At 48.6% G+C, this 12,757-nt stretch carries 15 protein-coding genes, 1 pseudogene and 1 riboswitch; of the genes and pseudogenes, 6 read left to right on the plus strand and 10 right to left on the minus strand.

Annotation, left to right across the window (positions count from 1 at the left end):
* Window positions 1-97 precede the first annotated feature (97 nt).
* The 7 genes from ASL14_RS06135 to ASL14_RS06160 form a co-directional block, all read right to left on the minus strand.
* Entirely contained in the window at window positions 98-532 is a 435-nt protein-coding gene (locus ASL14_RS06135) for a phage tail assembly chaperone (protein WP_044645253.1), read from the minus strand.
* 74 nt (window positions 533-606) lie between these two features.
* Window positions 607-1,014 carry a phage tail tube protein gene (locus tag ASL14_RS06140; RefSeq protein WP_134910844.1) on the minus strand — a complete coding sequence of 136 codons (408 nt, stop codon included), beginning with the start codon at window positions 1,012-1,014 and terminating at the stop codon, window positions 607-609.
* A 63-nt stretch (window positions 1,015-1,077) separates the two neighbouring features.
* A complete protein-coding gene (locus tag ASL14_RS06145) occupies window positions 1,078-2,544 on the minus strand; it encodes a phage tail sheath family protein (protein WP_025685151.1) in 1,467 nt (488 codons plus the stop codon).
* Between the two features lie 2 nt (window positions 2,545-2,546).
* Window positions 2,547-2,765, minus strand: coding sequence for a YqzN/YkzM domain-containing protein (locus ASL14_RS06150; protein ID WP_134910845.1), 219 nt, complete (start codon window positions 2,763-2,765; stop codon window positions 2,547-2,549).
* 10 nt (window positions 2,766-2,775) lie between these two features.
* A complete protein-coding gene (locus ASL14_RS06155) occupies window positions 2,776-3,639 on the minus strand; it encodes a hypothetical protein (protein WP_134910846.1) in 864 nt (287 codons plus the stop codon).
* Window positions 3,636-3,770, minus strand: a complete 135-nt coding sequence (locus ASL14_RS29060; protein ID WP_257721153.1) for a hypothetical protein — start codon at window positions 3,768-3,770, stop codon at window positions 3,636-3,638. The genes ASL14_RS06155 and ASL14_RS29060 overlap by 4 nt, the downstream gene beginning before the upstream one ends.
* Window positions 3,771-4,109: 339 nt before the next feature.
* Window positions 4,110-4,586 (minus strand): ArpU family phage packaging/lysis transcriptional regulator, encoded by a 477-nt coding sequence (locus tag ASL14_RS06160; RefSeq protein WP_134910847.1) that lies wholly within the window; start codon window positions 4,584-4,586, stop codon window positions 4,110-4,112.
* A gap of 399 nt (window positions 4,587-4,985) precedes the next feature.
* On the opposite strand from ASL14_RS06160, the gene ASL14_RS06165 reads away from it, so the two are divergent.
* From ASL14_RS06165 to ASL14_RS06180, 4 genes are all read left to right on the plus strand, one after another.
* Entirely contained in the window at window positions 4,986-5,456 is a 471-nt protein-coding gene (locus ASL14_RS06165) for an XRE family transcriptional regulator (protein WP_134910848.1), read from the plus strand.
* An 11-nt stretch (window positions 5,457-5,467) separates the two neighbouring features.
* Window positions 5,468-5,905: an ImmA/IrrE family metallo-endopeptidase gene (locus ASL14_RS06170; RefSeq protein ID WP_134910849.1), complete on the plus strand. Its 438-nt coding sequence runs from the start codon at window positions 5,468-5,470 to the stop codon at window positions 5,903-5,905.
* A gap of 180 nt (window positions 5,906-6,085) precedes the next feature.
* The gene (locus tag ASL14_RS06175; protein WP_134910850.1) at window positions 6,086-7,972 is read left to right on the plus strand and encodes a 5'-nucleotidase C-terminal domain-containing protein; all 1,887 of its coding nucleotides are present in this window, start codon (window positions 6,086-6,088) and stop codon (window positions 7,970-7,972) included.
* Between the two features lie 245 nt (window positions 7,973-8,217).
* The gene (locus tag ASL14_RS06180; RefSeq protein WP_134910851.1) at window positions 8,218-8,889 is read left to right on the plus strand and encodes a 3'-5' exonuclease; all 672 of its coding nucleotides are present in this window, start codon (window positions 8,218-8,220) and stop codon (window positions 8,887-8,889) included.
* 45 nt (window positions 8,890-8,934) lie between these two features.
* On the opposite strand, the pseudogene ASL14_RS29235 reads toward ASL14_RS06180, so the two are convergent.
* From ASL14_RS29235 to ASL14_RS27255, 3 genes and pseudogenes are all read right to left on the minus strand, one after another.
* Window positions 8,935-9,916, minus strand: a pseudogene (locus tag ASL14_RS29235) (helix-turn-helix transcriptional regulator).
* Between the two features lie 71 nt (window positions 9,917-9,987).
* Complete coding sequence (locus tag ASL14_RS06190; protein ID WP_134910852.1) at window positions 9,988-10,755, minus strand: hypothetical protein; 768 nt, start codon at window positions 10,753-10,755, stop codon at window positions 9,988-9,990.
* Window positions 10,756-10,979: 224 nt separating this feature from the next.
* Window positions 10,980-11,135, minus strand: a complete 156-nt coding sequence (locus tag ASL14_RS27255; RefSeq protein ID WP_187644853.1) for a hypothetical protein — start codon at window positions 11,133-11,135, stop codon at window positions 10,980-10,982.
* Window positions 11,136-11,413: 278 nt separating this feature from the next.
* Here ASL14_RS27255 and ASL14_RS06195 point away from each other — a divergent pair, with 278 nt between their 5' ends.
* Both ASL14_RS06195 and ASL14_RS06200 read left to right on the plus strand, forming a co-directional pair.
* Window positions 11,414-11,878, plus strand: coding sequence for an SH3 domain-containing protein (locus ASL14_RS06195; protein ID WP_134914419.1), 465 nt, complete (start codon window positions 11,414-11,416; stop codon window positions 11,876-11,878).
* A 25-nt stretch (window positions 11,879-11,903) separates the two neighbouring features.
* On the plus strand, window positions 11,904-12,608 hold the full coding sequence (locus ASL14_RS06200) for an AIM24 family protein (protein WP_134910853.1): 705 nt from the start codon (window positions 11,904-11,906) through the stop codon (window positions 12,606-12,608).
* 70 nt (window positions 12,609-12,678) lie between these two features.
* A riboswitch (PreQ1 riboswitch) is annotated at window positions 12,679-12,722 on the plus strand.
* Window positions 12,723-12,757 lie beyond the last annotated feature (35 nt).

The following is a 12,757-nucleotide window of genomic DNA, read 5'->3' on the forward strand; positions in this document are numbered from 1 at the left end:
ATGCGCTCGCCACGGGGGAGCTGCCAAAAGTCTCCGGGGCGGAGGTGGTGCCGGACCCACAAGTGGTACAGCATCGTCGTCATTCCCCCGGAGTTGATTAGTTTTTTAGATCAGCAATTTCCACGCCAAAGCCGGACAGTTCCAGCACTTTGTCACCTACGGCATCCAGCTCACCTGCCAACAGCATACGGCGGACAGACTGTTCGCCACCGGACAGCTTCAAGCGGCTTGTAATCCGAGGATCGCCCCAACCGCTAAGAGACAAGCCCTTTACTTCGAGTTTGCCGGTAGCTTCGGAAATCAACAACGCATTGAACGTCTCAGTATCTACCTTTTCATCCACTGCACCCTTCACGGTACGGCGAATTGTACACCGTTCACGAATGCTGTCCACCTTGCTGGAGGTGAGACCGTGCAGCACAATTTTCATATCGAGGCGCTTAATACGAACCGTTTCCTCCGGTAATTTTTCAGCAGCTTCAAACAGACTGTCCAAGATTTGTTCTTCTGTCATATTTTCATTCAAGCTCATAAGTCATTCTCCCTTATTTTTAATTTGTATTGGGGAACGGAACGCCTGACAGCATCCCATCCCCCGTGTTCATATTAGTTCGCTACAATCGGGTCAAGCAGCTCATAACCTTCGAAGGTGAAGGTCGTTTCTTCCTGTACTTCTTCTCCAGCTGTCCAGTTGGCCAGCTGAATTTTGTCAGGAGTGCAACGGATAAGACGAATACTTTCATGTCCGAAGGCTTCCGGATCATCCAGTTTGGTAATAATCTCAAAACGGTTAAAACCACGACGAAGCATATCGGACGTAACCTTGTAGCCACTCATCGTTCCCGTTCCTTTTTTAATACCGCGTTTGTGTACCTTCCAGTCATTGCCCACGAGGTTCAGCTCGCGTTTTTCCATTTCTACGCTGGCTTCCAGCTTATTGATATTCGTCTGCCATACCCCGTCCACATGCGCCTGACCATACGTACCTAAAATGACTCTTGAAGCATCCAACATTTATTTTTCCTCCTCAAAATGATCCATAATATAGTTTTGGATTTCTAATTTCCCGCGATATTCTTATTGCACGTAAAATGTACCGAACAGTTGCTCCATCACGTCGGTCAGCTTCACATTCCATTGCAGGAACACTTGGTCCGGCTCCGGTTTGATAACTGGAGCATCACCATAGTAAGCCGGATCGAGAATGACATCGTAGCCATCGGCTTCGATAACGTTGCTTAGCGACAGCTGTGCCAGGTATTCTTTGATCGCACCGATGAGTGCCAGACGGCCTTCTACCGTGTTGTTGATTTTGCCAATGTAAGTCTCTTCGGCTGCACGCTGCAAGTCAGCGTTAATAGCATCCATAACGCGGATGGAGCGGATTTTCTTCCATGCGTTGTTTTGCCCGGCAGCCGGGTTCACCAAGCTGTTGATACCGCGCAACGCTTTGACCTGACGGCCGTCGAAGAACAGCAGGAAGACACCATTACGGACAGCCTGCTCCTGCTCGGAACGTGTCCAGCGGCGGGTTACATCCTCAAAAGGCGTCACCGCATATGTCGCGGATTGATTCAGACGTTGACCTGCGATCAGTCCGGCTACATAAGCAGCCGTTTGAGCGGAGCTGTAGTCCGTACCTGCCAGACGCACGCCAGTACCCACGTTTACGATACCTTCATGGTTGAGCGCCAGAGAACGGGCAGAGGCCAAGCTAACAGCGGTTTTGGATACATCATCTGCCGCAGAACCACCAAACACGGCGATAACGCCCTTGCCTTCGCCCCGGACACGCTTGATCCACGCGGCAAAGCTTTGCAGCAAGGCCAGATCGGCTGCATAATCGAGCGCGAGGACGTTAAATTCCTGTCCTTCCAGCGCTTCCTGCATCGCGATATAATCGGCGTTAACCAGCGTGCTATTACCGCTGTTGCCGCCAGTGAGATGTACGCCGCTGACATCCGCCGGAATACCGCCATTACCGACAACCTCGGCCTTCACCCATACATTTTCGCTGTTCTTGTTCATCGCTTCGGCAATCGAAGCAGCCGTACCGTCGCTGCCTTTATACGTACCCAGCAGCTTAGTGCCCTCATAGAGACGCACCTCACGGGCTTGCTCGTCACCCAAGGTTGGCTGTACCGTTACGGCAAAGCCATTACCGCGACTACCTGTGTACAAAGCCTGCAAGCGCAGCACATCGGTTGGTGCCTCACCGCCACTTTTCAGCGTCACAGTTGCTGGTGCAGCCGTGTCATCTGCCAAACGGTAGGCCAACAGCTTTTTCGGTCCACCCAGCAGAGCCAGATACAGCGTGGAATACGCTGTTGCTCCATCCAGACTGTCATTCGAAAAGATTTGGCTGATCGCCGTTTCGCTACCAATCTCTACAAACTCACGTACAGGACCCCAGTTGGCTTTAACCGGTACAACGACCGTACCGCGCGAGCCACCTTGAATCGCTGAAGCTGCTGCTGCCTGAAAATTCATATACAAACCCGGCAATACCGGTTTATTCGTGTTTTCCCATGTTCCGCCTGCCATAATTAATCCACCTTCGCTTTCATAAATTGTTCGATTTTAGTGTGTGCTTCTGCTACCGTGAACAGCTTGTCCTGTGTGCCAAAAAAGGCGCCTGCCAGCACTTCTTCCTTCACGGAAAACAATTGTTCCGCGTGCTCCTTAAGCTCCTCCAGCGTATAGCGGGGACCGCTTGCTTCCTGCCCGGCATTGACCGGGGCCTGCTCGTTGTTTTCCAAGGTCACTCGGACCACCTCATTTCAAAATAGGATGAATTTCCACTCTGCGGATTAGCGCCGCTTCCTCAGCCGGACGCATACGCCGCTGTACCAGCGTCAGCCGAAGCTGACCGTCCAAAATCGCATCCGCCTGCAAATCTGCGGAAGCTTCCGCCGTGGACATATAACGGCCCTTCTCCTGATCCAGAGGGAGCTGAATTTGAGCGGCGAAGCCCTCAACCAGCGCGGAAGCCGCGTGGTTTTCTTCGGTGGTGTCCGGGGCGGTAATATGCCCGATGAACCGTTTGCGAAGTTCATACATGGAGGCTCCCGCCATCCTGGTCTCGCAGCCGCTCAGCCGCCATAGCACCGCGTGCCGTCCCGGCTGTGCGGGCCATGCATCGGCGTACACCGACCACGTTTCGCCCAACTGCTTCTGCGTCCAGCGGGTCAGCGCCGCCAGCCATTCATCCGGCTGTGCAACACCGTTTGCCGGAACGGCCGCTGGACTACCTTCCGTTTCAGGCACATACACGCCAAAACGTAGCGTTCTGTAGGCCTTGCCCGTAACGGTATCCAGCTTTTCCGCATCCCGCACGCCCAAATAGTGCGCGGTAAAAGCCGACGTGTCCTCACCTTCGCCTGTCACCGGTTCCCGGTGCAGTCCGGCAATCAGGGCGTTCGCCCATACATCGGCCTGTGCCAGCCCGGCTTGTCCTGCGTACAGCTTGATGCGGACAACCTGCCGATATCCGGCCCAGGACGACTTCCAAATTTCCTCGCCCAGCGCCATAACGGCGTACGGCTCCTCTGCCGTCTGCGACGGTGGCTGAACATCGTATACGCGCCCTTGAAGCGCTGGAACAATGTCAATGAGCTTTTGTTTAAAGGCTTGTCTCATCCTGCGGCATGCCACCTTTGCGCATCCTGCACTCGCATGTTGTGGCTACTTAGCCAGGCTTTTTTCCACTTCCGTGTTCTCATCCTGCGCAGCCTCGTACTCATGCATTGCAGCATCCCTTGCTTAGGCAACACGACTCCTCCTTTCTATCCAACGAATTCCCGGGAATCGACAGGGACGACAACCGCATGAAAAAACCGGCCCTGATGGCCGGCTAACGTTTGACTGTGTGTGTCTTCGGTATGTCCTCTTGTCTTGATTCCCGATGATATAATCTTACACCCTTATAACGAATGCGTTGCCGGGGAAAAGGACGATAAAAGCAGAGACTAGGGATGAAGTTGGGCGGTATTTTTAGAACATATGTTCGTGTGAATAAAAAAGACCTTGACCCCTGATATTACAGGAAATCAAAGCCTTTTATGAAACGATATTAAAATAGAAATGCGAACTAATGGATAATTATTACATCATCCCCATTTTCGATCCGCGCCCTTCTGTAAGCCTCCCAGATTCAAAACACCCTGATCCGCCAGTGCAAGCGCCATTTTGTAAAAAGCCCGGGTGCGGATTTTCGTGTACGTATCTTTGCTTACTGGCGGATCGAGCACATAATTGTAAACCTTGTAGTCGAACACATCGTCATCCTTTAAATAGCGCTCACGGATGAGTAACTGTTCGCGTTCATTCAAACGGCCGACTACGGCATCCACCATTTCGCAATAAGCCAAACGAGCCGCAGGAGCATCTACATTATATACGGCTGTCCGTGCCGTTGGATCGCTGGTCACATTCGTCGGGCCGTTCGGGCGATCCGTATAGCCGGCTGTGATAAAACTTTCCCGGTCCATAAAGGTAATGGTTCTATAAATCCGATATTTTTCAAATACCCCCTCCAGTGCGTTCTGCGTTTTGCGTCTGTCCAATTCGGGTAAGTTATTTTTCATGTAAAGCAACACTCCTTATCTTATGCCTTTTGACAATGATGTATTTTTTAAATCCAGAATTTTGCAAAATTCGATTCCAGTCGCTCCAAAGTGCAATATATAGACGAACTAGACCCTTTCGATCTATATATTGTTCATTGGAAGTCGCTTATTGGATTTTTGCAAAATCCTCAATCGTACAACTCTTACGTTTACAATTTGTTCCCCTTTTGTTCGTATTATGAGTATAACATAGCATTATTTAGGATAGCTATCCATCGGCAAAAAAAGCGATATAGCTTCAAAAACAGGATATTCGCTTTATTTTTCTATACCTTTTGGCATATTACGTGCTTTTACTATTACCTAATGGTATAATGGAACTAATCTTTTATTCTGTTGCAGAAGGGAGCCGCCATTGTGGAACAACCAGCATTCGGAACATACTTAAAGCAGCAGCGTGAGCACAAGCAATGGAGCATTAACCAATTGGCAGAAGCGGCTGGCATCAGCAATTCACAAATTTCCCGTATTGAAAACGGGCTGCGTGGCGTACCCAAGCCCTCTACTCTCCGCAAAATAGCGGACGCGCTCGGCGTATCGTATACCGAGATGATGAAGAACGCCGGATATTGGGGAGACGATGATTACGTAGAGCAGCATTCACACGACTCCTATCGTTCCAACGTACCGGAATGGGCTACTTCCAAAGACCGCCGGGATTTTAAAAAAATGCTGGAGGAAGACGGCGAATTGATGTTCGACGGCATTCCGCTGGATGAAGAAGATCGTCAACGGATCAAGGATGTGCTAACTGGTCTGTTCTGGGAAGCCAAACAGATGAACAAGCATAAACCCAAATCGCCCCCAGCGGGCAGTGATCAGGAATAGCAGGTGAACGCATGAACGAACTCATTCACAAACTCGTCCGAAAATACCGTACGAACTCCCCCTTCGATATTGCGGAAGCTCTGGGTATCCATATCCGTTACTGCGATCTGGGCCCCACAACCAAAGGGCTGTATTATCGCAAGCTACGCAGGAGATTCATCGTCATCCACAACAGGCTTACACCGGAGTGGGAACGATTCGTCTGTGCGCATGAATTGGGGCATGACCGACTTCATAAAGGCGTCAGCCGCTTCTTTATGGAAGAGCATTCCTATTTCTGCCCCGGCAAATTTGAGATGCAAGCCAATCGGTTCGCTGTGCTTTTGCTCAGTGAAGGACAACCACCGCTTACTGACGAAACGCAGGAGCACTATTTATCCCGGATCGGTCTGCCCAAGGAGGCTGTCCTTTTTTTGACCCTAAAACAGAACGTTAGTTCTCACATATAATTGTTTGTTTATTACTTCCTCTTCAATATAGGTAATTTCACGATGGCTTTAACAACCGATATACAAAAAATTTTCAATGCCCTTATATAAAATAGAAGTTATTTTTACAATCTTCTGATAAAATGTGGACGTAAGCGGTTTCTCTAATTCATTCATTTTATAGGAGGTTGAAAGAACAACATGAATTCATGGAAAAAAATCTCGTCCATCTTGACGACCGCCGCGCTCCTGCTCGGATGTCTTGGCACAGCAGCAGCAGACCCGGCAGCCAGTACGGGAGCAGCGGGAAGTGCAACTCCTCCGGCCAGCGGTAAACACATCACCATCCTACATACGAACGACACCCATGCCCACGTGGTCGCGAACGACAAGGAAATGGGCTTCGCCAAGCTGGCAGGCATCATTGACCAGTACCGCGCTTCCAATCCCAATACGCTGCTGTTGGATGACGGGGATACGGTTCATGGAACGACCTTCGCTACCTTGGTCAACGGCGAGAGCATCGTGAAAGTAATTAACAAGCTTCGCTATGATGCGATGGTACCAGGCAACCATGAGTTTAATTACGGCTGGAAGCATCTTGTGGAGCTGAGTAAGGAAATTCAATTCCCGGTACTCAGCGCCAACATTAAGCAAACAGACGGAACACGTTTGTTCCAGCCTTATGTCATTAAAGAAGTCGATGGCGTTAAAATTGGTATTATCGGCCTGACTACGCCCGAAACGGCATACAAAACGAATCCTAAAAATGTTGAGGGCATTCAATTCACCGATCCTGCTGTCGAAGCCAAAGCGGCTGTAGATGAAATCCGCAGTAAAGTGGATGTTGTCGTGGTCCTCGGTCATCTGGGACAGGATGCATCCAGCAAAGACACGAGCCTTAAGGTCGTGAAGGAAGTGCCCGGCATTGACATTTTCATTGATGGACACAGTCATACCGTACTGGAAAAAGGCTTGGTCGGTGACAATGGTACACTGATTGCAAGCGCGGGTGAATATACGAAGTATCTGGGTGTTGTTGATTTATGGGTCGACGGCGGTAAGGTTACCCAAAAACAAGCCAAGCTGATTGATTCGACGCAAGCAGCCGACATTCAGCCAAATGCTGAGATTACTTCATTGATTGCTTCCATTCAGAAGGAACAGGAGCCTATTCTCAAAGAAGTTGTAGCACAAACGAGTGTGAACCTGGAAGGAGCGCGTGAAAAGGTACGTGCAGGTGAAACGAATCTCGGCGATCTGCTCACCGATGCTATGCGTGATATTTCGGGGGCAGATGTGGCCCTGACCAACGGCGGCGGCATTCGGGCGTCCATCAAAACGGGAACGGTAACCAAGGGAGATATCATCACTGTGCTGCCATTCGGCAACCAGATTGTTACCCTGAAAGTGAAAGGCTCCGACATTCAGGCAGCACTTGAAAATGGCACTGCCTACTATCCGGAGCCAAGTGGCGGTTTTCCACAGGTATCGGGGATCTCGTTTAAAATAGATACATTGGCAGCCAAGGGGAGCCGCGTCCATTCCATCCTGATTGGCGGAAAAACGCTTGATCCTGATGCCACGTACACATTGGCAACCAATGACTTTACGGCTGTAGGCGGAGATCAGTATACAATGTTCGCCAAATATTCGCAGGCAGGTATGTTCGGATCGCTTGACGAGGCGCTGATTCGCTACATGCAAAAGGTTGGCTCCGCCAGCCTGCAAGGACAAGCAGACGGCCGCATTCAAGAAGCCAAAGCAGACGGCAAGACTTCCGTTCCTGCCGCGCAGCCTGTACCATCTGCTCCAACCGCAACACCGGCACCCGTGCAGGAAGAACCGCAAGTGGTCTCTACCCCATCTGCGAAACCTGCACCAGCCAAGACTCAACCAGCGAAGCCACAGCAGACAACGACTTCTGCGCAAGCTGCAAATAACCATGTGTATATTGTAAAGTCCGGGGATACACTGTATGACATTTCCCGCCAATACGGGTTCACCTGGCAACAGCTCCAAAAGCTGAACAAGCTGAAAAATCCTCACCGCATTTATCCGGGGCAAAAGCTTGACCTCCCGGCCTAATTCAATAAGCTTGTAAAGACAGCGTCCGGAATCCCAGTGGTTTCGGACGCTGCTGTATGTCAGGAGGTTGTTTTTATGCGATAGTCCATACTCATTTGGACATCGCATATTTTTTTTCAAAAGCCAGCCTTTTAGACGCTGACAAGTTGTGAACCGAGAGGTATGATGGAGAAGAGCCATTCGGGCAGAAAACATCCATCCCGTTCTCCAATGGGATCAGTTATATGTGTGGAAGGAGCACAAAAATGCAATACATTATTTATGATCTTGAGTTTACCGTTAGCCGTAACGCCAGATATTCCTCCGAAATCATTGATATCGGTGCCGTCAAAGTCATGCAGGGAGACGATGGCTTGTACGTTGCGGACACGTTTCACAGCTTTGTCAGACCCTCGAATCGGCCTGTGCTGTCTACGGATACCGTGCAGTTTACCGGTATTACTCAACGGGACATTGATGCGGCCCCGCTCTTCCCTGAAGCAGTGAAGCAATTTATCGCATGGCTCGGAACAGACTCAACCTATTACTTGTGTGCATGGGGACCAGATGACCGTCAGAAGCTCGTATCCCATTGCCGCACCCATCATGTGGACCTCAATTGGATTCATAATACGAATGATATACAAAAGCAAATCTCCCGTCTGTTCGGCTCCAACGGTAAGTACCGCCAGCTGAGCCTGTCTCAGGCGCTGGAACTGTGCAACATTGACTTTGACGGTCAACAGCACCGTGCGCTGGATGATGCAGTGAACACCGCTCAGGTTTTCATGCACCATTTTGATCGTATTACATTAACCCATAACGCTTCTGACGATGAAGAAAGCCGGGGCTCAAAGCTCGTATACTCTACACCGGAAGAAGAGCAGGAGCAGTACAGTCCATTTGGCAATCTCGCCAACCTGTTTAAGGACCGTTAGGCGGATAGCACCCCGGCCCGTTCCGGGGGATCTATCACCCCCTTGTCATTCTTGGTTCCCTGCCTTTTTATCGGAATAAAATGCCCCCCAGGTTCGCAGCATTTCCTGCATTCGCTTGCGGTATCGCAATGGCTCCAAGATTTCCGCCTCCGCTCCATATTGAGTGAGCCAGTCCAGAAATTCACCATCATGATTAACCGTTACCTCAAACAATAGACTTCCATCCGGCAAATCCTTGAGAAAAGGCTTGATGAACAGCTCCTCTTCTTTGACCCGATATACAGATTCGGCAGAAAACCTCACCACAAACCGAATATTCTGGTTTCCTTTGGTAACCGACCAGGTCCCCTTAAAAACATCTCCATTTCAGAAGTATTCTTCTGAAATGTATACGGCAAAATCCTCATATTTCGAAAACGGCTGATCCGAAAGGTTCTCATGGCGGATTGCTTGTGACAAAAACCAAGCATATAAAAACGCCGATCCTGTGGAACCAGACAATAAGGATCAATCTGAACCAATGATACATCTTCATTTTGAGGCGAACTGTATTCCGCTTCAATGGTCTGCTGCGTAAGACTTGCCAAAACAATCAGCCTGAGCAGATAAGGCTGGTTTTCCCGCTCAAGTGTCGAGCCGAGCCGGACGATATTTTTCATTTCCTGCGCGAAGCTTGTCTGGTCCATCTTTTTTTCTGACTGGAGGCCATCACTTTCTCATAAGCACTCTCAAAAGCTGGTGGTAAAAGAGGCTTTACGGTTTCCATGACATCCCCCAGCTTGGCAAAAGCATGTGCCTCTTCTTCCGTCCAATTGAGAGGATACAAGGCGAAGTTACTAATAAATATGTATCCTTTGCCATGCCCCATATTGGCTATTGGAATATGCATAGCGCTTAGAGCCTCCATATCTCGGTAAATGGTGCGTTCTGATGTTTCACAACGTTCGGCAAGCTCTCTTGCCAGTATCCCCGGATTTGCCTGAACAATAGTAATAATCCGCATTAACCGTATCAACCGATCAGTCAAGGAAGTCTCTCCTTTACAAAAAGATAGTAAATTAGACTCACTATATTACATAAATAAACTAGCATAATTGCCTACTTTAAAATATTAATTTCGGTAAAGCGAACATCCTCTACAGATATCCCTTTATTAACAAAGACTTTTGAACTATACGTTTGGAATAATCCAAAAGTCCCATTCCATTTATTGCGTACGGCAAAGAGTAATTCGGCTTCCTCCAGATATTCCATATCTTCTGTTCTTGCCGCCCGTATTAGCAGTTCATCTGCTTGTCTGGTAAGGACAAACGCCCCTCGCTCATGTTCCCCCTTCTCGTACATACGTAATGCTTTCTTCACAATAGGAGCCGTCTCATTCAGCTTTATGTATTTTTCCACCTTTGGGTTGATTGGAATGCTCAGCAGACCAAGATGATGCGTGTAATGGATATAGAGCTGATCCGTTCGAATCAGCGTCCTTTTTTCCTGAGTTGGCTTACGCCAGCTCCACTCCATCAATCCAATGATATGTCTTCCGGAAGAGTGGGCCGGTATAGAAAAGGACAAAATAGCCTGCTTATACTTCCCCCTCCGCATATCACCACAGTGAACAAGCATGTACTCTCCGTCTTCCGAGCGATTGAAGTTGAGCCTGGCCCCATCCACTTTTAATAGATTTACCCCACTCTCTGGAATGAACCGGAGTTGCAGGTCACATCCAACTGTTTTCGGCATTAAAGTCCCTTTTCTTTTACGTATAGCCCCATGGCCCCATTCTATCAGCAGATTTACTTGCTCGGACCCATTCGCAGATATAGACTCTTTGTCCCATGTGTACGTTACGTTAACCATTGACTTCACCACTGGTAAATTCCCCCTAAAAGAACATGTAACTCTAAATTAACAGTGTTATCTGACACTATATTGTCAGGGAACATATGTTCGTCACCGAAAATTATACATGGTAATCTATAGGAAAGGGGGAGTACGTCAATAAATAGCATTTTAACCCATTAAAATTTCATGATTACGCAAAAAACAGCCCGGCGTAAGCCGGGCTGCATTATAGTCTTGTTTCATATATGAAGTTAAGAAATCGTAGTTTCTGTCACAGAAACATTCGCTTTTGTGCAAATATCAGACACAGGCGCAAAAGTAATGCTGTCCACCACCAGTTCCTTCGACAAAGGCTTTCCGTTTACAGTTATTTTTAACGTTTTATAGGTTTGTTCTTTTTCGTTCATCGTTCATTTCTCCTTCTATATTCTTGCTTAATATATTTATACTCATTTCTGTTCTTCATCATATGGGGTTGGCTCTTGTGCGTACTCGCCAGAAAATTACCGGAATGTAGCTGCTTCCTTGATATACCCGTTTTGAGGTACACTTAAACTAAAATATCGACTTTTTTGTAATATTTCTCCCGAATTAGTCATCCTGTTATTCTAAACTTTGAACCCTAATCATTACACTGTACGTAACCATAAGATATGGGTAATTATGCTTATCATTTAACATCTTGATGCATCAGAAGGAGGATGATCTCTTGGCACGACAAATTTCTCGCTTTATTTTCTGCCGCCGTGTCGTCTGCGCTGCTGTAGCGCTTCTGTTTGTTTTTGGCGCAACTGGTGTTCCGGGAGCGCATGCCGCTTACTGGGATGATGTATACCAGGGCTTTGAGCAATTTTCCCGGCTGCCTGGGGATGTATATCAGCTCAAGGAAAGCTACCGGCAAACGCAGGAGGAACTGCAAAAGGCCCGTAGTAGCGTTGAGGCATATCAGGAGCAAAATGTCCAACTATTGGAGCAAAATCGCAAGCTGACCGACACCGTTACCGAGCTGAAAAATCTTCAGCTTCAGCGCGATCAGGCTTCACACCGTAACAAGATGCTGATCCTCACAGCTGTCATTCTGCTGGCTGGTTATTTTATCGGTATCCGCCTGTTGCGTTACGGGATGCATCGACGTTCGGGAAGATACTAACCGCCTGAGAGGATGAAAGGTCAGAATGGACATACAAGCAGGACAACACTATGATGAAAGCGTCGGTTCCGTCGTCACGCTTGATCTGGCAGAGGGCGAAAAGCTGCATGTTCTTCACCCGCAGCAAATCATCGCGTACCGCGGACCCAGTTCAGGCCGCAGTGACAAGCTAATGAATATTAAAGGCATGTACCGCAAGCACAAGCTGATTCAAGCCGATTTTACAGGAGCTTGCCGTCTCATTGCTGCACTTCCCCCCGGCTTTAGTCTGAAAATGATTGAGTTGGAAGGAGGCGACGATCTGCTATACGATTTCCGCAACCTGTTCTGGTACAGCTCTGGTATCCATATGCGCACCAAGCTGCTGAGCGTGAAAAACATGTTGTTCAGCCGCGATGTCATTAAAATGAAATTCGACGGCATCGGGCAGATCGGTCTATTGACTCAGGGACTGGTATGTCAGGAACAGCTTCATCCGACAGAGCCGATGTATGTCGATGCAAGCAGCGTCATTGCCTATCCCGAGAACGCCAAGCTTGAGCTGACGGTGTACGGCAACCATTTGGCCAGCCAGCATATGAATTATCATTTTAAAATGACCGGACACGGTACTGTGCTTTTTCATGCGGGTGAACATCATCGACGGCTCCAGCAGGATATGAACGACGATGGCGTGATCAAACGCTTTTTAAGGGAAGTCATTCCATTTGGTGGAGTGTTTATCAAATAGCCCTGCCATGCTATAATGAAGGCGTCTGCCCTCTGGCAGACACCAAATGAAGAAAGTCCATGCTCCATGCATGGGAGAGGTTCGCGAACTCCCTCTATAAAAAACTAACGACGCTTTGTCCTCCGCATGAAAAAATAATCGCGGGGCAA

Origin of the sequence: Paenibacillus sp. IHB B 3084, from assembly GCF_001447315.1 — a bacterium.
In the GTDB taxonomy this organism is placed as follows: Bacteria; Bacillota; Bacilli; order Paenibacillales; family Paenibacillaceae; genus Paenibacillus.